Origin of the sequence: Streptomyces sp. NBC_00322 (genome assembly GCF_036147535.1) — a bacterium.
In the GTDB taxonomy this organism is placed as follows: Bacteria; Actinomycetota; Actinomycetes; order Streptomycetales; family Streptomycetaceae; genus Streptomyces.
Genome location: NZ_CP108019.1, coordinates 482728 through 502051, shown reverse-complemented (window position 1 = coordinate 502051; position 19324 = coordinate 482728). Strand labels below are relative to the sequence as shown.

General features: G+C 68.4%; 20 protein-coding genes and 2 pseudogenes. 14 read left to right on the top strand and 8 right to left on the bottom strand.

The genetic code is table 11. From position 1 onward, the window contains the following. Positions 1-448: 448 nt before the first annotated feature. Both OG905_RS39035 and OG905_RS02240 read left to right on the top strand, forming a co-directional pair. Positions 449-569 (top strand): annotated as a pseudogene (locus OG905_RS39035) (site-specific integrase); the annotation flags it as partial. 152 nt (positions 570-721) lie between these two features. Further along, positions 722-2077, top strand: a complete 1356-nt coding sequence (locus OG905_RS02240) for a flavin monoamine oxidase family protein (protein ID WP_328665882.1) — start codon at positions 722-724, stop codon at positions 2075-2077. A gap of 306 nt (positions 2078-2383) precedes the next feature. Here the strand turns inward: OG905_RS02240 and OG905_RS02235 are convergent, their stop codons facing one another. Beyond that, positions 2384-3481: a hypothetical protein gene (locus tag OG905_RS02235; RefSeq protein WP_328665881.1), complete on the bottom strand. Its 1098-nt coding sequence runs from the start codon at positions 3479-3481 to the stop codon at positions 2384-2386. Positions 3482-3683: 202 nt separating this feature from the next. On the opposite strand from OG905_RS02235, the gene OG905_RS02230 reads away from it, so the two are divergent. Further along, complete coding sequence (locus tag OG905_RS02230) at positions 3684-3905, top strand: hypothetical protein (protein ID WP_328665880.1); 222 nt, start codon at positions 3684-3686, stop codon at positions 3903-3905. Positions 3906-4183: 278 nt separating this feature from the next. On the opposite strand, the gene OG905_RS02225 is transcribed toward OG905_RS02230, so the two are convergent. Next, positions 4184-4777, bottom strand: a complete 594-nt coding sequence (locus OG905_RS02225) for a TetR/AcrR family transcriptional regulator (RefSeq protein ID WP_328665879.1) — start codon at positions 4775-4777, stop codon at positions 4184-4186. Between the two features lie 90 nt (positions 4778-4867). Between OG905_RS02225 and OG905_RS02220 the strand changes: the two genes are divergently transcribed. Then, positions 4868-6088, top strand: a complete 1221-nt coding sequence (locus OG905_RS02220; RefSeq protein ID WP_328665878.1) for an alpha/beta hydrolase family protein — start codon at positions 4868-4870, stop codon at positions 6086-6088. 85 nt (positions 6089-6173) lie between these two features. After that, positions 6174-6566 (top strand): nuclear transport factor 2 family protein, encoded by a 393-nt coding sequence (locus OG905_RS02215; RefSeq protein WP_328665877.1) that lies wholly within the window; start codon positions 6174-6176, stop codon positions 6564-6566. Positions 6567-7046: 480 nt separating this feature from the next. Here OG905_RS02215 and OG905_RS02210 read toward each other — a convergent pair whose 3' ends face one another. Next, complete coding sequence (locus OG905_RS02210; protein WP_328665876.1) at positions 7047-7772, bottom strand: dienelactone hydrolase family protein; 726 nt, start codon at positions 7770-7772, stop codon at positions 7047-7049. Between the two features lie 328 nt (positions 7773-8100). On the opposite strand from OG905_RS02210, the gene OG905_RS02205 reads away from it, so the two are divergent. Continuing rightward, positions 8101-8664, top strand: a complete 564-nt coding sequence (locus OG905_RS02205) for a dihydrofolate reductase family protein (RefSeq protein WP_328665875.1) — start codon at positions 8101-8103, stop codon at positions 8662-8664. A 61-nt stretch (positions 8665-8725) separates the two neighbouring features. Here OG905_RS02205 and OG905_RS02200 read toward each other — a convergent pair whose 3' ends face one another. Beyond that, complete coding sequence (locus tag OG905_RS02200) at positions 8726-9367, bottom strand: transposase family protein (protein WP_443043884.1); 642 nt, start codon at positions 9365-9367, stop codon at positions 8726-8728. Continuing rightward, entirely contained in the window at positions 9315-9608 is a 294-nt protein-coding gene (locus OG905_RS02195) for a hypothetical protein (RefSeq protein ID WP_328665874.1), read from the bottom strand. Before OG905_RS02195 ends, OG905_RS02200 begins: the two co-directional genes overlap by 53 nt. A 644-nt stretch (positions 9609-10252) precedes the next feature. Here OG905_RS02195 and OG905_RS02190 point away from each other — a divergent pair. From OG905_RS02190 to OG905_RS02180, 3 genes are all read left to right on the top strand, one after another. Continuing rightward, the gene (locus OG905_RS02190; protein WP_328665873.1) at positions 10253-12520 is read left to right on the top strand and encodes a protein kinase domain-containing protein; all 2268 of its coding nucleotides are present in this window, start codon (positions 10253-10255) and stop codon (positions 12518-12520) included. 129 nt (positions 12521-12649) lie between these two features. Further along, positions 12650-13018: a Ku protein gene (locus OG905_RS39030; RefSeq protein ID WP_443043883.1), complete on the top strand. Its 369-nt coding sequence runs from the start codon at positions 12650-12652 to the stop codon at positions 13016-13018. Continuing rightward, positions 12996-13160, top strand: coding sequence for a hypothetical protein (locus OG905_RS02180; RefSeq protein WP_328665871.1), 165 nt, complete (start codon positions 12996-12998; stop codon positions 13158-13160). Before OG905_RS39030 ends, OG905_RS02180 begins: the two co-directional genes overlap by 23 nt. 21 nt (positions 13161-13181) lie before the next feature. Here OG905_RS02180 and OG905_RS02175 read toward each other — a convergent pair whose 3' ends face one another. Continuing rightward, a complete protein-coding gene (locus OG905_RS02175; RefSeq protein ID WP_328665870.1) occupies positions 13182-13763 on the bottom strand; it encodes a TetR/AcrR family transcriptional regulator in 582 nt (193 codons plus the stop codon). 89 nt (positions 13764-13852) lie between these two features. Here OG905_RS02175 and OG905_RS02170 point away from each other — a divergent pair, with 89 nt between their 5' ends. The 3 genes from OG905_RS02170 to OG905_RS02160 all read left to right on the top strand — a co-directional run bounded on the left by OG905_RS02170 (position 13853) and on the right by OG905_RS02160 (position 16149). Further along, positions 13853-14374: a carboxymuconolactone decarboxylase family protein gene (locus OG905_RS02170; protein WP_328665869.1), complete on the top strand. Its 522-nt coding sequence runs from the start codon at positions 13853-13855 to the stop codon at positions 14372-14374. Continuing rightward, complete coding sequence (locus OG905_RS02165; protein WP_328665868.1) at positions 14371-14598, top strand: hypothetical protein; 228 nt, start codon at positions 14371-14373, stop codon at positions 14596-14598. The genes OG905_RS02170 and OG905_RS02165 overlap by 4 nt, the downstream gene beginning before the upstream one ends. A 438-nt stretch (positions 14599-15036) precedes the next feature. Then, positions 15037-16149, top strand: a complete 1113-nt coding sequence (locus tag OG905_RS02160; protein WP_328665867.1) for an ABC transporter substrate-binding protein — start codon at positions 15037-15039, stop codon at positions 16147-16149. A 383-nt stretch (positions 16150-16532) separates the two neighbouring features. On the opposite strand, the gene OG905_RS02155 is transcribed toward OG905_RS02160, so the two are convergent. Continuing rightward, positions 16533-16958 carry a hypothetical protein gene (locus tag OG905_RS02155; protein WP_328665866.1) on the bottom strand — a complete coding sequence of 142 codons (426 nt, stop codon included), beginning with the start codon at positions 16956-16958 and terminating at the stop codon, positions 16533-16535. A gap of 184 nt (positions 16959-17142) precedes the next feature. Between OG905_RS02155 and OG905_RS02150 the strand changes: the two genes are divergently transcribed. Both OG905_RS02150 and OG905_RS02145 read left to right on the top strand, forming a co-directional pair. Then, on the top strand, positions 17143-17466 hold the full coding sequence (locus OG905_RS02150; protein ID WP_328681989.1) for a helix-turn-helix domain-containing protein: 324 nt from the start codon (positions 17143-17145) through the stop codon (positions 17464-17466). A gap of 281 nt (positions 17467-17747) precedes the next feature. Next, positions 17748-18147: pseudogene (locus OG905_RS02145) on the top strand (ATP-binding protein). A gap of 243 nt (positions 18148-18390) precedes the next feature. Here the strand turns inward: OG905_RS02145 and OG905_RS02140 are convergent. Beyond that, on the bottom strand, positions 18391-19143 hold the full coding sequence (locus tag OG905_RS02140) for a hypothetical protein (RefSeq protein ID WP_328665865.1): 753 nt from the start codon (positions 19141-19143) through the stop codon (positions 18391-18393). Positions 19144-19324 lie beyond the last annotated feature (181 nt).

The window sequence follows — 19324 nt, the reverse complement described above, 5'->3', positions numbered from 1 at the left end:
AGCTTGTTGACGAATTCGGCCAACGGGCAGCCGTCGACTGCGGGTTGGCGGCGCTGATCAGGCAGTTCGTGCGCGCGACTGGTTGGTGCGGGTGAGGCACGTCACAGGGGCCTTCCCTCGACCGCGCCGCTCGGCGCGGCTCTCACGTTCGTTCTGCGGGACGGCAGGCGGCCGGGGCGGCGCGCTCATCGGTGTGCTGCACCTGCGCGGCGAGGCGCGGCGCTGATCGCCTCGCGGGGCCGGCCGGATACGTGCCGTCCTGCAGCCACGGGTAGGCGGTGTGCAGGGCCGTCGACGCGCATTAGCCGACCGCGTCAGCAAGCGGCCGATGAGCCACCGGCGCCACCTTCCGCGAGCCGGGGCCGTGGTCTGACCTGGGAGAGGGTGGGCAACGAGATGGCGGGGCGCGACCTTTTTCTCCACCGTCGCGAACATGCCGGCTACTTTCGGCGAGCCGGCCGAACGCCTCGGGGAGAGTCGGCCGCTGGGGTCGGTCGCTGACGACGAGATCGGCGAGGCTGTGGGGCGCCGCGGCGGTCAACACCTGGAACGCTCGCTGGGCGGCGGTGCAGGTCCTTCCCGATCTCGGCGGCGGTGGCCTTCCACTCGCCACACCCAACTTCCCGCCACAGCGCGAGCCCGTCGTTGTTCGGCACGATCGATACTCTGTCGGGGCTGATCAAAGGCTTCCGACCAGCTCGTCTTGAAAGGACTCGTATCCGTGAACCGCTTCGACGAAGTGCGGCGCCGCCAATTTCTCGGCTCGGCGCTCGCGCTGGTCGCAACCGGAACACTGGCATCATGCATCGGAAACAAGGAGCGAGCATCCGGCTCGCCCGCGGGGAGCGGTGCCGGACGCGTGAAGGATCCGGTGGCGTTCCTGCGAACGTCGTGGTCGACCGACCCGTTCGCCCGCTGCTCCTACTCCTATCTTGCGCCCAGTTCTCTGGGGAGCCGGGCACGTACCCTGCTCGCCGCGCCGGTCGCCGGCCGGTTGCACTTCGCCGGTGAGGCCACCTCCTCCGAAGCGCCCTCCACTGCGCACGGAGCCCTGGAGAGCGGGCGCCGGGCAGCCTCGGAGATCATCGACATTGCTGAAGCCGGCGAGCACATCCTGATCATCGGGGCCGGGTTCGCGGGGCTGGGCTGCGCACGCGCACTGGCCGACGAGGGCTTCGAGGTGACGATTCTCGAAGGTCGCGACCGGGTCGGCGGCCGCATCTGGACGCGACATCTGGCGGGTGTGCCGGCCGAGATGGGCGCCTCTTGGATCCACGGCTCCAAAGGCAACCCAATGACCAAGGTTCTCAAGGAAACCGGCGACGCCAGCTACACGTTCGACTACGACAACTCCACAGGCGGCGACGAGGACGCGGCGGAACAACTCGCCGACTACGAGAAGCGGTTGGACGACGTCGAAGACCCCGACACCGCCACCGTCGCTTCGGTGATGCCGCGAAAGCCCTCCGCCGCGCTGCGGACCGCCCTGACCATCAACTACGCCTGTGAGTACGCCGCCGAGCCCCACCAGCTCTCGGTGACCGCTACCCTCGAAGGACGCGACCCCAAAGGCCCCGACCTGCTCCTACCAGGCGGCTACAACCGGCTGATAAACACGGTCCGCGACGGGCTCCCGGTACGCACAGAGGAGGTCGTCACCGGCGTGCGTTACGACACCGTTGAGGTGTCGGTGACGCTGGCAGGCGGCGAGACCATCGAGGCCGATCACGCGGTGGTGACCGTTCCCATCGGTGTCCTCAAGGCCGGGGCCATCCACTTCGAGCCCGCCCTGCCCGACGCCAAACAAGAAGCCATCACTGCGCTCGGAGCCGGAGTGCTGGAAAAGCTGTGGCTCGAGTTCCCCACGGTCTTCTGGGACCCTGAGGTCGACGTCATCGAGTGGTACGACCCCGAAAACCCGGGCCAGTGGCCCTGGTGGGTCAACGGATACAAAGTCTTCGGAAAGCCCGTCCTACTCGGCCTGAACGGCGGCGACCACGCACGCGCACTCGACCACCTCTCCGATGACAACGTCGTCGACAGCGCCATGACAGCCCTGCGCCACATGCACGCCTGATCGCCTTCCGCGTCAGCGAAACCGCAACTGACCCTCCCCGGGTCTGTCCGATCGCGCGCGGGGGTGCACGCGGCCCAGCAACCGCCTTACCGCCGCGGTGAGTGTGGCAACAGGACTACCCCTTCGCGCAGCATCGCGGACCCGCGGAGCCACAGCGCCGTACGACGGTCGTTACCTGCCTTGGCGACTCCGGATAGGTGCGGCACAACTGCCGCCCGACTGAGCACATTTGGTGTGTGAGGCATGCCCGCAGTCGTCTGCGGGTGACGTGGCCGGCATCGCGCCCGCACGATCCGGCCAGGGATCTCACGAGGCGGATGGACTGGGCGATCGCGTCGGGCTTGCGGACGGAGCGGTACGGGCGCATGCGCCGGCCGGGGCGTGGGTCGGGGAGGCAGTGGGCTTCGGGGAGGCGCTGGGTGTTGGGGAACTACTGGTGGTGGGGGAGGGATCCTCGGAGGGTGTGGCTGAGGTCGGCGGCGTCCAGATGGGGGAGGGCCAGCCCGACCAAGACGGGCCGGGAATGATCATCTGTGGTTCGTGGGCGGCTGCCGCCTGTGCCGTGGTCACGCCGGGCTGGAGAGTGGCCTGAGGGGGGAGCGGCGCGGCTGTGAGGACGCGGGTGGGCCGGCAGGAGTTGGGGAGCTGCCCGGTGAGGGAGTCCGCAGCCAGCGTGATGGCCAGCCCCATCCCCGCCACTCCCACTCCGGCCACCGTAAACAGAGGGCGCCACGCTTGGCGAGGAGGTAAGGCACCCGCGCCCCACCACAACGACGTCCTGTCAGAGTCAGCGCGCGCAGGGACGGGCAGTTCCTCGGCGTCCTGCAGTGGCCGTAAGTGCAGCCGCTCGGCCTCCGCCTGCGCCCGCTGCAGCAGCTCGTCGGCATCATGCTGAGCCTGGGTGCGCCAGCGCTCCGCATCAACCTCCGCGCCGGCACGAATAAGGACGGCATCCTCGTGCGCAGTTGCGCGGATGTCCTCGGCTTCCCGCAGGGCCTGGTCGAGCATGTCCTGCACGGTGGCGCGCACGCGCGTCCACGGGGCGTGGGCCTGCCGCTGCAGGAACTTCACGTGCTGCCACCGGCTGCGCCATTGCTCCACGAGCTCCGGGCGGGCCCGGGAGGTGGCTGGGTTGTCCGATGGGGGAGGCTGCGGGTTGCTGACCACCCGGACGAATTCCAGGAGCGCCTCCAGGGAGGGGAATCGCTTGCCGGACAGGATCTCGTTGAGCCCGGCTTTGGTCAGCCTCGGCCGGCCGGATGCCTTGACGAGGGTGGCGTAGGACGGCGCGCCGTACGCGATGTGGAGTCGGTTCAGCTCAATGGTGAACTCACGCCATGCTTCCTCGTACGCGGCGATGGCGGCAGCGTCGTCCGGCTCTACCTGGGAATTGCTGTATGTCACCGGATCACACTCCCTGTTGCGAAATGCCACGTTAGTAGGTCTCGTGTCTGAACGTCCGCGGATTGGGCCGAACGTTCCTGAACGCCTTGGGCCGTTCAGTGTTGCGCCGGTTCGCACAGGCCTGTGACCTGTGGCGTCCGGGTCTATGCGGGGCCGTACGGATCACTAGGTGCCCGGGGGTGTGCGGCGGTCTGCTGGAGGCATGGCTGACATCGACACAACCTCTCCCGTTCCCGAGCCCGAACTGCCCTCCGCCTCCCGGGAGCCAGTGCTGCCGCCGCGGCACCAAGTACTTGACGTGGTGGTCCTGGTGGCCCTGCTGGCCGTGTGCGCCGGGGTGTACCGCGCGGTCGGGAACGCCGGCTTCTCCGTGATCATCGGGGCAGTCGCCGGGCTGTACGGCACCTGGCGCATGCGGCGCTGACCGGGTAGGTCGCTTCCGGTTGGACCCGTTGGCCCCAACGGACTCAGCGTCGGGGAAGGAGACGGCAGGCCGTTGGGGCGGACGCCTCAGCACACCCCGACGCCTTCGGTGACGGCGTCTCTCCACCGGGCGCCGCGCCCGGGGTCATCGTCGGGTCCGCCAGGTGGCCAAGAGGCCGGCGCCGGTGCTGACGACGATCGAGAAGCCGGCGCGCCGGTCGCCGTCGACGCGACTCTCTGGCATGAGCGCCTGGGGGCCAGGGGTTCAGGTGCGCTCGCTCAGGCCGTTCCCGACCCGCCCGCGTTGCCGAGCAGTCTGTCCACGAGGAGTTCCGGGTAGCCGGTGGCCGGTGGTTCGATGCCGAAGATCGCTCGTAGGTAGAGCGGTGCGATGAGCTGGTCGAGGATCTGTTCGAGGGGCGGGGGGTTCTCACCGCGGGCCGCGGCCCGCTCACGGATGCGTTCGATGGCGTGGATCCGGCGTTCGAAGTGTTGCGCGCGCTCCCCCTGCGCCTGGGCGCTGCCTGGCATCGACAGGGCGACGGCCCGCACGAGGAGCCGGCCTTCGGGCTTACGGATGCTCGCAACCCCCGCTTCCGCCCATGCGATGAGGTCGCCGCGCAGGGTGCCGGTGTCCGCCAGCGGCCAGTCGCGTTCGAGCCGGGTGACGACCACGTCGGCCAGGAGCGCCTCACGGCTGCCCCAGCGCCGGTAGATGCTGGTGTGGTTCACCCCGGCGCGCTGCGCGATCGCGGGAATGGTCAGGTCCGCGCCCCCGGGGTCGGACAACAAGTCGATGACCGCCTGATGGACGGCCGAGCGGACCTGCTCGGAGCTCTTACGGATGCGTGGAGTCGGCTGTTTCGAGGTCACCCCCACATCGTAAGCACAAATATTTGCTTCGCAGTGCCTGCAGGGTCTACAGTCCGTCGTACGCACAAATCTGTGCTTAAGGAGAGTGTGATGAAGCAGCTGCTGTTCCCCAACAACCCCCAGTTCTGGTACGAGACCCTGCGCTCGATGAGCCACATCGCCTACGGCGGCGCCGATTTCGGCGAGGTCGTCTCCACGAGCGAGCGCATCGTCGAGGGTGACTACGACAGCTGGCACGAGGAGTGGCTCGCGACGGCCGACCGGGTGGCCGACGAGGCTCAGAAGGCTCTGGACGCCGGTCACACGGTCAGCGCCCGGGACGGGTTCCTGCGGGCCTCGAACTACTACCGGTCGGCCGAGTTCTTCCTGCACGGTCACCCCTGCGACCCGCGCCACGACCACGCCTACGACCGGAGCGTGGCCTGCTTCCAGGCAGCGGCGGCGCTCTACACCCCGCGCATCGAACCGGTCCGCATCCCGTACGAGGACACCACGCTGCCCGGCTACCTCTACCGGGCCGACACCACCGGCGCACCCCGGCCGACCCTGATCATGCACAGCGGCTTCGACGGCACCGCCGAGGAACTCCACTTCAGCGGCGCGCTGGCGGCCGTGGAGCGCGGCTACACCGTGCTGACCTTCGACGGCCCCGGACAGCCCGGACCACGCCACCGCGAGGGGCTGGTCTTCCGCCCCGACTGGGAGAACGTCATCACCCCCGTCGTCGACTTCGCCGAAGCCCTCCCCGAGGTCGACAACAGCCGTATCGCGCTGCTCGGTTCCAGCATGGGTGGCGTGCTCGCCCCCAGGGCGGCGGCCTTCGAACACCGCCTGGCCGCACTGATAGCTGTCGACGGCGTCTACGACCTCGGCCAGATATCCGTCCGCAACATCCCCGGTGACCGCGACGAGGCCGAGCGGCTCCTGCGCGCGGACTCCGCCCCCGAACTCGACGCCCGCTTCGAGCAGATCCTGACTCAGGACGCCACCGCCCGCTGGGCGATCAACCACGGCATGTACGTCATGGGCGTGGACACCCCCCGGGCCTTCAGCGCCTCCTACCTCGACTACACCCTCCAAGACGGCATCGCCGAACAGATCCAGTGCCCCACCCTCGTCTGCGACGCCGCCGAGGACGAGTTCTTCAAGGGCCAGCCCGAGCAGCTCTACAACGACCTGACCTGCCCCAAGACCCTCATGGTGTTCACCGCCGAGGAAGGCGCCGGCGCCCACTGTCACCCCGGCGCCATGCGCCTGTCCCTGGCACGGATCTACGACTGGCTCGACGACACCCTCACCACCACCCCCTGAAGACGCCGGACATCACCGGCAAGCCCCGATCACAGCCCCACCCGACCGGCCCTCCCGGACCGCCTCACACTCCCAGGGAATCCAGATGAACCGCACCGGTATCGAAGCCGCCCTCAACGACCTGCTCTTCAACCACGACATCACCCTGGAGGAAGCCGCCGACCGCTACTTCACCCCCGACTACCGGCAGCGCACGGACGGCGAGTGGGCCGACCGCACCGAGTTCCTCGACCACATCAACCACCTCCGCGGCATCGTCGCCGGCGGCACGGTCGAGGTCCACGAAGAGCTGTACGACGGCGACAAGTACGCCGACCGGCACACCTGCCACATCACCAAGACCGACGGCACCACCGTCACCATGGAGGTCTACGTCTTCGCCGACCTCGCCCCCGACGGCCGCTTCAACCGCATCGAAGAAACCACCCTCATGCTCAAGGGCTCCGACGCCGACCGCAACATCGGCAGCGCCCGCTGAGAGACCACGCCGCGAAGACGCCACACGCCTCGGCAGCGGGTCAGCACCATCCGGCAAGCGAGCCCGCCAAGTCCCCAGCTGCGCACGAGCCTGGAGAGTTCTTATGAGTGACGAGCCCGTCGTTTGAGGTCGGGCACTGAGGTCATGACGCAACGTTAGGCGGCAATGGCGGACCGCCACGCCGTGTCCTGTTGACTGCACCATCTCGGGGTCCCTTGGGGGCCGTCTTCCTGGAGGTGGTGTTGGTGGAGGAGATGCGTCGTGCGCTCCTTGGAGGCAGAGCCGCTCTGCCCGCGGTCGGTGCGGCTCGGCCCGCCGAGGGGTTGGTGCCCTTCGTGGGGCCCGCCTGAGGTGGTGGCCCGGGATGTCGCGCCAGATCCAGTAGCCGACACCGTCATCGAGGAGGGCCGGGGCCTGTCCTCGATGACGGCATCATGGCCGATGCCGCTTATCGTCTGCTGCTGGCCAGAGGGCCCGGCCTCACTTCAGGTGCCGGCTGAAGAACCGGCCCCCGTCCTCCACCTCGAACCACGGGGTGCCGACGTGCCCGCCCATATTGGCGTGCAGCGTCTTCTCCTTGGTGCCGAAGGTGTCGAACAGGTCCAGGGCCCGTTGCCGGGGGTTCCCTTCGTCGTCCCACTGCAGCAGGAACAGCAGCGGAATGGTGACCTGCCGGGCCTCCTCACGCTGGGCGCGGGGCACGTAACCCCCGGCGAAGAAACCGGCGGCCGCGATGCGCGGCTCGACCACCGCCAGCCGAATGCCGACGGCGGTCCACCCCGAGTACCCGACCTGGCCGCCGATCTCGGGCAGCGAAAGGAGGGCGTCCAGGGTGGTCCGCCATTCCGGGACAGCCTTTTCGACCAGCGGGCCGATGAAGGACTCGAAGATCTCGTCGACCGGCTCGCCGGCCTGCATCGCCCTGCGGAGGTCGGCGCGGGCTTGCTCGTCGGCGGCGGTACGGGGCCGGTCGCCGCACCCGGGGGCGTCGATGGCGGCTACCGCGTAGCCGTACGCCGCGGAGTGCCGGGCCCGGGCCACCAGCCGGGATTCCCCTTTGGGCAGGCCGTTGTTGTGGGCCATCAGGATCAGCGGAGCCGGGGCGGATCCAGGCGTCCACAGGGTGCCGGGGATCTCGCCGAGGGTGAATTCGCGTTCGAGGACGCCGTCGTCGAGGCGCTGTTCGGAAGTGAAGTGAAGGGCCATGGTCGTGCCTTTCGGGAGTGCTCCAGAACGGCGCTCCCGGACGACCTATCGCCCGACCGTGACCCCGGAGGAGAGCACCCATGTCGATACGTTCACGGGTATCACCTCCTCGTTCTCTCGCACGGCCTCCGGAAAAGTAGCAGTGGTCGCCGTGGTCCGCCAACGGGTTTTTGCGGAGGCTCCGTGGCCGGACGCCACGGAGCCACTGAGGTTTTCTCAACGAAATGATCTCGTGAGGTGACTAGGCCCAGGAAATCCCGCGAGTCGCGATGAGTCCTGCGGCGTCCGGCGGTCGTACTGTCGAACCCGTTACGGAGGAGGACTTCTGATGCGCAGCGTGACCTATTCGATGGGCGTCTCACTCGACGGCTACATCGTCGGGCCGGACGGCGAGTTCGACTGGACGGCGCCCGACGAGGAGGTCTTTCGCTTCTGGATCGACGAGATTCGAGAGGTCGGCGTCCACCTGTTGGGACGACGGCTGTACGAGACGATGCTGTACTGGGAGACCGCCGACCAGGATCCAACGCTCGACGACTCAGAGCGCGAGTGGACCGCGCTCTGGAAGCCGCTGCCAAAGGTGGTGTTCTCCACCACGCTGTCGGCGGTGCAGGGCAATGCCCGCCTGGCCTCCGGCGGCCTGGCGGAGGAGATCGAGCGGTTGCGAGCCGAGCCGGGGGAGGGCGAGATCGCGATCGGCGGCGCGACCCTCGCCGCCGAGGCGGCCGCGTTGGGTCTGATCGACGAGTACCGGGCCATGGTCTACCCGGTGCTGGTCGGCGGCGGCATCCCGTTCTTTCCCCAACGCGAGCGCCGGGTGGATCTCGAACTCGTCGAGACCCGCACCTTCAGCTCGAGAATCGTCTACCTCCGCTACCGCGTGGCGCGTTAGCCGGTTCGTCCGCCGAGCCCTAGGAAGAACGGGCCAGTCAGTGACGTCTTCTCAGTGAAGATCACTTCCAGTGTCTGTTGAGGACGAGGGCGGCGCGGGTGATGTCGCCGATTCGGCTTGGGCTGAGGGTGACATGGTGCAGGGTGCGCCAGCGTTGTTTGAGTTCGGCGGCGGTGCGTTCGCCCAGGGTGCGGACGTTCCTGATCAGGGCGTTCGTTGCGCGCGCGTCGGCGTGCAGGGCCTGCTCGGACTGGCCCTTGGGACGGCGGACGGGACCCTGGCCGGTGGCCTGGGAGATGCCCGCGTCGCGGGCCAGGCAGTGCACACAGCCACGCTCGCGGAACCAGCGCAGGACAAGCACCGCCTGGCGAAACGGCCCCGGCACCCGGGAGCGCCGGGGCGTCCCGAGGTGTCGTCGGTGTGCGGTGAGCAAACGGGACGCGAGGTTCGGCTCGCCCCGGAACCAGCGGTCGCCCGCCTCGCCCTCCGGGATCGACGGCAGCTCCCGCTCCTGCGTCCCGCCCGGAACGGGCGCCAAAACCGGGGCAGATGGCGCGGGGGAGGGGACGGGCGCCTCGGCGGTGAGGTCGCCGTCAGCCAGCAGCTCCTGGCGCTCGTCGTTGTCCCCGCCCGCCTGCGGCTCGACCACCTCAGCCGCCGACTCGGGCGGTGGCGGGGGAACGCAGGTCGGGCGCCAGGGCACCAGCCGGTTCCTTGATCGCCTGTGCGGACGGCCGCGCCTCTGTGCGATCTTCAGCGACGGAATCGGTCGGCGACAGCTCCCCAGGCGCGCTGGCGGGCCCCTGGGGACCCAGCGAAGGCACCAGGGCGACTACGTCGATCACCGAGAGGCCTGCGGACGTCGCGAGTCGGTCCGCTTTTGCCTTCTCGTACGCGCCCAGCTCGATGACCTTCTTGTCGCGCTCGGTGCGCAGCTTCGCCAACTGCCGCTCGAGCGGCTTGATCTCATCGCGTACCTCGCGTACCTCGCGTACCTCGCGTACCTCGCGGAGCTCGGTGAGCCCGGCGGTGTAGGCCTTGCTGTCCGTTAGAAAGCGTCCCTGGTAGATCGGGGTGGTAGGCCCCGCCTTGGGCGGTCGGAGCCGGATTCGTCAGGCGATCAGAGGTTGGTGGCGTACTACGCACTCCGCCACACGGTCCTGGCCAGGCGTCTCCTGCGCGCTGGCGACCCGGCCGACGTCGAGCAGGAGATGTGGACACTTCTGACGCTCTACCAGGCACTGCGGACGGGTCATGGTCGATGCCAGACGCTCGTTGACATGCGGGCCGGCGAGTAACGGATCAGGTACAGGATGGGCTCGTCCGTGGTGCAGGTTTCCGGGAGGGGTGCCGATTTGCTTGCATCCGGGTTCACTTGGCGGGTACGGACCGGCGGTGGGCGAGCGGACCTGCTTGCTCTGAGGGCCTTGGGGGTGCCTGCATGCGATGGATGGGCAAGCGGCGAAGGAGCACACCGCAGCCGGACGAAGGGCCCGGATCGCCACCGAGTCCCGGGGTGCTTGCCCGGCTGCAGACCGAGAGTGCCACGGCCGAGCAGGCGGGACGCGGGGGCAGAGCCGGTGAAGCGGTGAGGCGTTATCGCGACCTGGTCGCTCAGGCGGACAGTGCACTGGGGCCGGACGACACCACCACCCTTGCACTGCGGCATCAACTGGCGCACTGGACAGGCGAGTCTGGGGAGCCGGAGAGCGCTGTGGAGTTGTTCGGTCAATTGTTGCGTGACCGGATGTCACGCCAAGGGCCGCGTCACCCGGACACCGAACTGGCCCGCCACCAACTGGCCCACTGGCACGGCCGGGCCGGGCGCTGCCAGGAGGCCGCCCGGCGCTATGAGGAGATGCACGTCGGGGCCCAGCGGGAGGGCCGCACAGAGACGGCGCTCAGCATGCTGTGCGACATGGGCCACTGGCAGCAGGAGGCCGGTGACACGGCTGCCGCGTTGCGCACGTACACCCAGATGCTGCGAACCGCCGAAGAGGAACTCGGCTCGGCGCACCAGCTCACCGGCATCGCCCGTCAGCGCTACGCCGAGCTCGCGGGAGGGCTGCCCTTCGGCCACGACCAAGCCCACGGGCTGCAGAACCTGATCATGGCGGCGGCGGAGGTCGAGGAGTCCGGCGACTTCCAGCGGGCGAGCCGGATGTACGAACAGATAGCCGACCAGAGCGAGCAGTTGTACGGCGCGGGCAGCGCCCAGGTACTGGGCGCGCGCGTCTCGCAGGCCAAGGCCGCGGTGAAGTCGGAGAATCCCGCGGAGGCTGCCGCCTGTTTCCAGAAGGTGCTCGACTGCATGACATTGCAGGGCCAGGGGTCGGGCACACCCGAGTACGACACGCTGTGCGCGCAGCGGGACGAGCTCGCCGGCGCGGCCCGGCGCACGGACCTCCACATCGGACAGGGTGCGGGGACCCTGCTCGCTCGCGAGGTGGATGCCGCGCCCGACACGGCATTCGGCATCCTCGCCCGCGAAACGAGTGCCCGGATGGTGACCCGCAGCCTCACCATCCGCACTCGAGTGGGCGGTCCAGGACCGCAGGAGGTCACCTCGGAGGAATGGTCCGGGATCATCCAGCACCTGGCGGACCAGGGCTACGAGGCCCGTGCCCTCTATTTCGCCCGCGCGGACCGCCGTCCGACGCCTGCGGAAGGCGCCCTGTGCGGACAACTCGGGCTGCTCGGCGTCTACGTGTCCTGCCCGAGCCCCGGCAACGTGCAGGTGCAGGCGTACGCGTTCCACGGGGACGACCCGGTAGGGGTGCCGATCGTGGTGGTGGACGACCATCGTGCAGAGGTGAAGCCCGCCACGCTGCGCCCCTCGAGCGAGCGCAGCGTGTTCAACCCGCAGGCCGAGGCCCTCGGTGGATGGCGGGAGCTGAAGCGGGCTCGGCCTGCCCGCGCGGCGGACGACCCCTCGGCCTTCGGCCCGTACCAGGTGCTGGAACGTGTGGGAGAGGGCGGCTTCGGGCGCGTCTACCTCTGCCAGGACACAGCCGGCGTCATGGTGGCCGTCAAGACCCTGCATGCGCAGTACGCGGCCGACCCGTCGATCCGGCAGGCCTTCGCCCACGAGGTGCAGGCGGCCCAGCGGGTGAGCGGACGCTTCACAGTCCCGGTCATCGCCGCCGACGGGGACAGTGACACGCCGTGGATGGCCGTACCCTACGTCGCGGCACCGTCGTTGCAGGAGCTGGTCAAACGCTGCGGCGTGCTGGACACCGCGACGGTCCGCAGCCTGGGGGCCGGCGTCGCCACGGCCCTGACCGCCATCCACGCGCAGGGCATCGTCCATCTCGACCTGAAACCGGCCAACGTGTTGCTGACCGAGGACGGCCCGCGAGTCATCGACTTCGGCATCGCACAGATTGAACGGCTGACGGAACCCCGCCGCGGGTTCGCGGGGACATACGCCTACGCCTCGCCCGAACAACTGCGAGAGCACGAGCACTTCACACCCGCCAGCGACGTGTTCTCCCTCGGGACCCTGCTCGCCCGCCTTGCGCTGGGCCGCATTCCCTGGGGGAGCGACGCTCCGGCAATGATGGTCACCATCTGCGAGGGCACACCCGACCTGACCGGCCTGCCGGACGAACTGGAGGACGTGGTACGCGCCTGTCTCAGCGTCAACCCAGCCGACCGGCCGACCCCAGCGCAAGTGGCCGAGGCGCTCGTCCCAGGCGCGGCGGAGGACGGAATCGCCCCGCCTGTGCTGCCGGAGGACGCGAAGACGATCATCGCGGAGCATGCCACCGTGCCGGCCACCCGCGCCTACAGGACACAGGCGTACACCCTAGGCGCGGACGTCGCCCAGGCGGACGAAGACCGAGCAGAGTCCTGAGGTGCGCACGTACCTCGATACCGGCCACGTGCGACAGCGCCGACGCCTGGGCGGCCGGTCGCCGGGGAGATCCCGCGGGGCCAGGCCTTTCGGCTGCCACTGTATAAGCGGGCTACCTGGCGACGCCGGGTGAACTCGGGGGCCGGATCAGATGGGGCATGGAACGCTGCTGATGGATTAACCGCTGCGTTGCTGTACGACCGGGGTTACTTCGTCTGCACGGACGGACCGGTCGCCCAGCGCCCCTACGCCCTCTTGGTCGAAGCTCTCGCCCGCACCGGCCGCGTCGGCATCGCCAAGTTCGTCGTCCGCACCCGCGAGCACCTGGCCGTGCTGCGCCCACGCCGCGGCGTCCTGGTGGTCCATGCCCTGCGGTGGCCCAGGAGCTGCGTAAGCCCATTGACATGGCTCCGAGCGCCCCGGTGTCCGAGCGGGAGCTGGAGCTCGCTGAGGTGCGGTCGGGCAGCCGGCCGGGGTGGACATCACGGAACTGCATGACGAGTACGGAGCGGCGCTCGAACAGGTAGTGACGGCGAAGCTCGAAGGCTCGGCGGAGCTTCCCGAGCCCCAGCCCGCCGTCGACCTGATGCAAGCCCTGGAGGACAACAGCATCCGCCAGGCCCGGCGCGGCGAGCAGTAGTGGCGTCGCGCCTGTTCAGCCTTAAGGCGCTGGGTCTTGGGCGGTGTGTGCTTGGTGTTTGTCGCTGGTGAGCAGGGCGGCCGCCACGGTGCGCGCCTCGTTCGCTGCAGCGGGCGTGCGTTCGCGCAGTGCGGTGACGATGGCCCCGTCCATCAGCAGCACGAACCGCCGTGCGAGTTCGTCGGTTGCCGCATGGCCCGTCTCGGTGAGCAGGCCCGCGACGTACGTCGTGACGCGCTCCTTGTGCTCCGCCGCGACCCGGTAGGCGCAGCTTTGAGTGTCGGCGGTCTCGGCCATGGTGTTGATGAAGGCGCAGCCGCGGAAGTCGGCGCGTGCGAACCGCTCGGCCAGCGCGTGGAACACATCCAGGGGTTCTCCGCCGAGCGCGGCGACTCTGTCCGCCAGCCAGGTGCGCCAGGCTTGGTCACGTCGTTGGAGTACGGCCACGACCAGGTCGTCCTTGCTGGCGAAGTGGCGGTAGAAGGACGCGCGGCCGACTCCGGACTCGGCCAGGATGCGCTCCACGCCGACGGCTCGGATGCCTTCGGCGTAGAAGAGTTCCTCGGCAGTGTCGAGGAGGCGTTCGCGGGCTTTGGTGGCCATGTCTGCAGCTTATCCCGATCTTGACGCAAATGGAACCGATCGGTACCGTCCCGGAAGACGGAACCGATCAGTACCATCTGGAGTCGACCATGCCACGTATCCCGCAGCTCACCGAAGACCCCGCAGGACTACTCGACAAGACCCATCAGCAGCTCGGCCGCGTGCCCAACCTCTATGCGGCGCTTGCCAACGGCCCGGCCGCGCTCGCCGGTTACCTGGCCATGCGTGACCACCTCACCCGCGGTGCCCTGCGCGCCCGGCTCCGTGAACAGCTGGCGCTTCTGGTGGCCCAGGAGAACCACTGCACCTACTGCGTCAGCGCCCACACCATGCGAGGACGGAAGCTTGGTCTGACCGACGCCGAGCTGGCTCGTACCCGCGAGGCGTCCGACGACGGCGACCCGCACGCCGACGCGGTGCTACATCTGGCTCGCGAGATCATCCGCACTTCAGGGCGGGTCGAGGACAGGGTGCTGGCCGCTGCCCGAGAGGCCGGGGTGACCGACGCCGAGCTGGCCGAGATCGTCGCCCACGTCGCGCTCAACACACTCTCGAACTACTTCAACCACCTGGCCCAGCCCGATCTGGACTTCCCGGAGGTCGCCGCGTGACCCCCAACTGGCGCACGGGCTCCATCGAGCTCATGGCCGGCTACACCCTCACCGGCGCCGATGGCCGCCGTATCGACCGCGCTGACGACATCCGCTTCGCGATCGAGGGAGGCTTCATCCATGTCCAACTCCCCGACGTCCCCTACCCCCAAGTCGTCTCGGCCCCCGCCCTGCGCCTGCTGACCTGCACAGCGGCAGCCTCCGGGCAGCCATCCTCCGGCTGATCCCGAGCCTCGGAGGAGCACCGCTCGAGGATGCTGATTTCGGAACAGAACCACAAGCGTCGCAAACGGAAGAAGGCTCACACAGGGCAGTAGACGAAGCTTTCGCTGCTGCGCTCCAGGCTCAGCGTTCAGGTGCCGGCGCTGATCCGTCACTGCAGCGGGCCAGAAGCGAACGGCGGGACCCAGCCACTACCGGCTCGGTCTCGCCGTTCCCTAAGGCTGGAATACGGCCTCGGGATCAATGGAAGGTTTCTTGAAGCCTGGCAGCTCAGCGAACAAGTACTCGGTTGCCTGTTGGCGATGGCGGTGTATGCAATATCCGGCATGGTCATCCAGGGCGCCCGCCACAGCGAGATGGGATGAACGCGTACTACCAGGCCTTGCCACTCTGCGATCCGGCAAACTGCCACCGAATCGTCACACGGGAGACGCCAACGCATGAATACGCCACCATCGCCACCTGGAGCGGGGCGGACTGACGGATCATCCGTCCAGATCGGCGCTCTCGTTCCGCTGACTCGGCCTGGCTGGGTCGAGGCAGGCCAACACTTGCTCGCTGGACTCGAGCTGGCCGTTCGCGAAGTCAATGACGCCGGCGGGATCGTCGGAAGACCACTCGAGCTGGTGGTCCGAGACACCGCGGCTGATCCGCAGAGAGCCGCGGCGGCCGTAGATGAATTGGCTCGCCTGGGCGTGGCTGCCTTGGCGGGGGAGTATCACAGCGTCGTCGCTCGCGCCGCTGCCGCCAGGGCCGACGCCCTCGGCCTGCCGTTCCTCTGCTCGTCAGCGGTTCTCGACGCGCTCACAGAACAGCCAACGGAATGGGTCGCGCGCCTCGCCCCGGCGCAGTCCCACGGCTGGCAGATCTACGCGGACTTCCTGCTCAGCGCGGGCCACAGTCGAATCGCCGTAGCAGTCGAGTCGAGTGTCTACTGGGCATCTGGGACCCGCATTCTGCGGGACTACCTCGCTCCACGCGGCGGCACTGTCATCGAACTCGACATGCGCGCGCTCGCCCCCACGGCCGTGTGCGACGAACTCGTCGACGATCGCGCGACAGCCCTCCTTCTTCTGGTCGGCCACCCGGAGCCGGCCGTGTCGGTTGTCAAGTCTGTCCGCCGCGACCAGCGCCTCGCCGAGATCATGATTGGTGCTCCGGCCGGGCAACCGGAGTTCGCCGAATGGGCGACTTTGCTGGGCGACGACAGCGCCGCGATCCCGTTCTTGCGCTACCTGCCCGAGCGCCTCAGCCCACTCGGTGCACGAGTCGAGACAGCCCTCCGCGAGCGGCTGGCCGAAGCGCCCTCCTTCGTCGCCTTCGAGGGCTACGACACGGTCGCCGTCCTCGCCGATGTGCTGCGTTCTCACGGCGCGGACCGGGCGCGCACTGCCGAATCCTGGCCGCGCGTTGCAGTCGAAGGCACCCGCGGGCAGATCCAGTTCTCCCGAGCGCCAGGCATCAGCGTTTGGCAATGGGCTTGGACGCCAATCCAAGTCGTTGATCGAGATCCGGCGGAACCCGATCGCTTTCGGATCCTGCACGCGAGCTGAGAGAGGACGGAGGTCCGACTGCCCAGAGCTGTCCGAACTTGAGGCTGTCTACCTGTCTACCTGTCTACGTGTTGATACGGGCTCTCAGCTTCGCGGCGGGTGCCCCGACCGCATTCTCAGATTATCGCGTGGCAGCCGGCGCTAGCCCGGGCAGCCCGGAGAACGGCAGCAGTCGGACCGGCATCAAGATCAATCTCAGCGCCAACCACGGTTCCACCGGACGCCGGAGTAGTTGAGGCACAGGAAATACCCGTAGAGATTGATCTTGGTCGGTTGGCGTACTGGCCGGGGGCGCCAGTGGGGTTCGTGGAAAGCGCGCCAGGTGGGTGCGCACCCGGTCGGCGATGTGCTAATCGGGTGCGCACGGTCAGGCGGAAGTCGGGTCAGTAGTTGAACGATACGATCGCGTCGCGCGAGCAGAAGTCTGGGAGGGCATTGCGGTCGACGCACACGTGAATCGCGGCGCGTGCTGCGGTCGCTTCATGCCTCAGCCTGCGGGACAGGGGCCCGTTGGCGTGAGTGTGGGTTCGGGCGGACTCGCTGCTGCCCGCGCTTTCCCACTTGCCCTCTACGAGGAAGAAGAACTCCACCCTTACGAACGTGGGCATACCATCGTTGCGCAGGTCACGCCAATTGGCGCCGACTGTCGCGTAGACACCCCCGTTGTTGGCGAAGTCTCCATCTGCGGAGCCGATGGCCGTTTGGCCGCTCTTGGCGTAGATCGGCCCCCACCGCTTGCCGGCCGCATTGGCAGCAGGCGCCACCACCGTCGACGCGAGCAGTGACGCGGCGACCATCGCGGACGTCATGAGAACGCCCCGGAAACCAACTCGTGCCATGATCCCTCCCAGATCAGCAAGGCGCATCGTCCGAATGCGCGAGCGGAGCATGGCACGGGCTCGGCTTGGCCGTGACGCGAATGAACCCGTTCAACCCGATCGGACCATTCATTGACCAAAAACCTATCTCCGTGGCGTACTTCGACGCGCCACCCTGTGCCCCTACGAGGGCCCCGGCACCGGGCCGTTCGATGCTCCCTGGGACAGAAGTCGGCTCACTGACCGGGAAAGGCAGGGTCTCCTGCTCCTCGGCGGTGGCCTGTCCAACCGTGCGCTGTCCCTGAAGCTCGGGATAGCTGAACGTACCGTCAAGGCGCACATCTCGCGGATACGGGCCAAACTCGGCCAGACGTCACGCCTGCGAGCTGCCGTGATCTCAGTCCTGGCGCACGACCGGCTGTGCCCGGACCCGCGGTGCACCAGACACCTGCCGCCGATCCCCACCCAAGCCCATGCGGTGCCCTTTCGCGTGGCCTAGTACGGCAATTGCGCTTGAAGTGACGAGGTCACAGCCCTATGGGCTGTGACCTCGTCGTTTGTAGTGGCTGCGCTGGTCCCACCGGCGCCGCATCTCCTCGGGGAGTGTGGGGAGTGCAGCCCCGCGGTGTATTCACTCTGGTTGACGAGCTGGCCGATGAAGGCGCCCTTGGTGGCGTGGAGGGTGACGCGCTTGACGGCCTCTTCCCGAAGGACTTGACCCGCGGGAGGGTGGTGATACGACCGCTGGCGTCGTTGCCCGTGACGCTGCTGGTGGCGTCGATGCGGATCGCGGCGTTGACCGGGACGGACAACTTCCAGCACTGGCCGCCGTGGCGGCCGCTCGTAGTCGAGACCGCCCGCCGCGTACTCGACTACACCGGCGGCACTCTGGTGATGCCCATGATTGTCCTGGTCGAGCAGTACTGGCGCGAGATCAGCACCGGCCTCACCCAACAGCCATTCCGGTACGGCACCTCGTCCTCCACGCTGACCAAGACACCCTCCGCGGGCGCATCGAGGGGGACACTCTTCTTGGCCCCTCCCCATTCCGTCTCAAATACCTTGAGCCCTACGCCGAGGCGGCTCGCACGTGGCTACACCGCGAGGCCGAGGTCGTCGACACCACGCACCTCACGCCCGCCCGGCCGCCCTGCAGATCGCGGAGGCCGTCAAGAGTTGAGGTCCACCCGCCACGCGAAACAGGCGCAGGTGGCAACAAAGAACGGCCTTCCGGTGCCAAGCAGTGCGAATAGACTCAACCAGGGGCCCCAGCTCAGCCCAGCACCGCGGTGTCAACTACCCCGAGAAGTCGCACCCGCAGGTGTGGTCTTCGGCGCTGGTTCACGTGCCGGTCGCTCGGGCCGAGCGGAGTTGAGTGCGCAGGGTAGGCAGCCGGGCACAGTCTTCAGATTCGGCCATGCCCTCACCCAGGGCCAGGAGCGAAAGGAGCTGCACCGGGCAGCCAGCTGTGGCCGCAGCCTCCAGTTTTGTGGTGGCCGTCGAGGAGGAAGTGCGTCAGGCCCCAGTGCCGGTAGTGGTCGGCCGGCAGGCCGGAGGCGGGTTCGCATACGTCCAGCGTTGAGACCGCCACAGCCGTCGGGACCGTTCCTCGGCCCATGAGTTCGGCGTACTCCTCGACACGCTCCCTCGCGTTCCACGTCGGGGGAACCATGGGCACGACGAACTCGTAGAGGTGAGTGGACGCGTCGACTGCGGTCTCGAAGGTCCGGTAGTACGCCGTGTGCGGGTATTCGGGGAGGCCCCAGAACTGGTCGAGCCCCCACGTGGCCACCTGCTCGCCGCTGAAGTAGTCGCCTTCCTGGCCGGGGAAGACCAGACGGGGCTCCACGCGGAGCAGCACCGGAAGGTACTCGCCCTCCGGCAGCAACGCACCGAACGCATCGATCACGCCGCCGTCGTCCGGATCGGCCAGCGCGCCGGTGGGCCGCTCCTGCGCGCTCTCCAGCGACAACGTCTGCCGGGCGGTCTTCAACCGGCGGAACAGGAACGGGCATGTTCCGCACCAGAAGCTGAGTTCGAAGGAGGGTTCCCCGTCGACCACGAGCAACCTGCGCCCCGGCCCGCCCCCGGTCTCCCGCTGCTCCGCCTCGAAGCGCAACCGCGCCTCGGGGGCCGGGACACCGACCCTGCGCGGCTCGCCCAATTTGATCATCACGGACCGACCGTATGGGACGCTGCGGATCGGCACCACCGGCTACTGAGTGCGTATCTGACCGGTCGGGCCAACTATGGCGCTCAGTCACAGCTTGTGCGACTGAGCGCTTTGGATGGCGGGGCTCGCCATCCAAAGCGCTCAGCGACCTTCGACAATCACGCGGGGTCGGCAATCGGGCCCG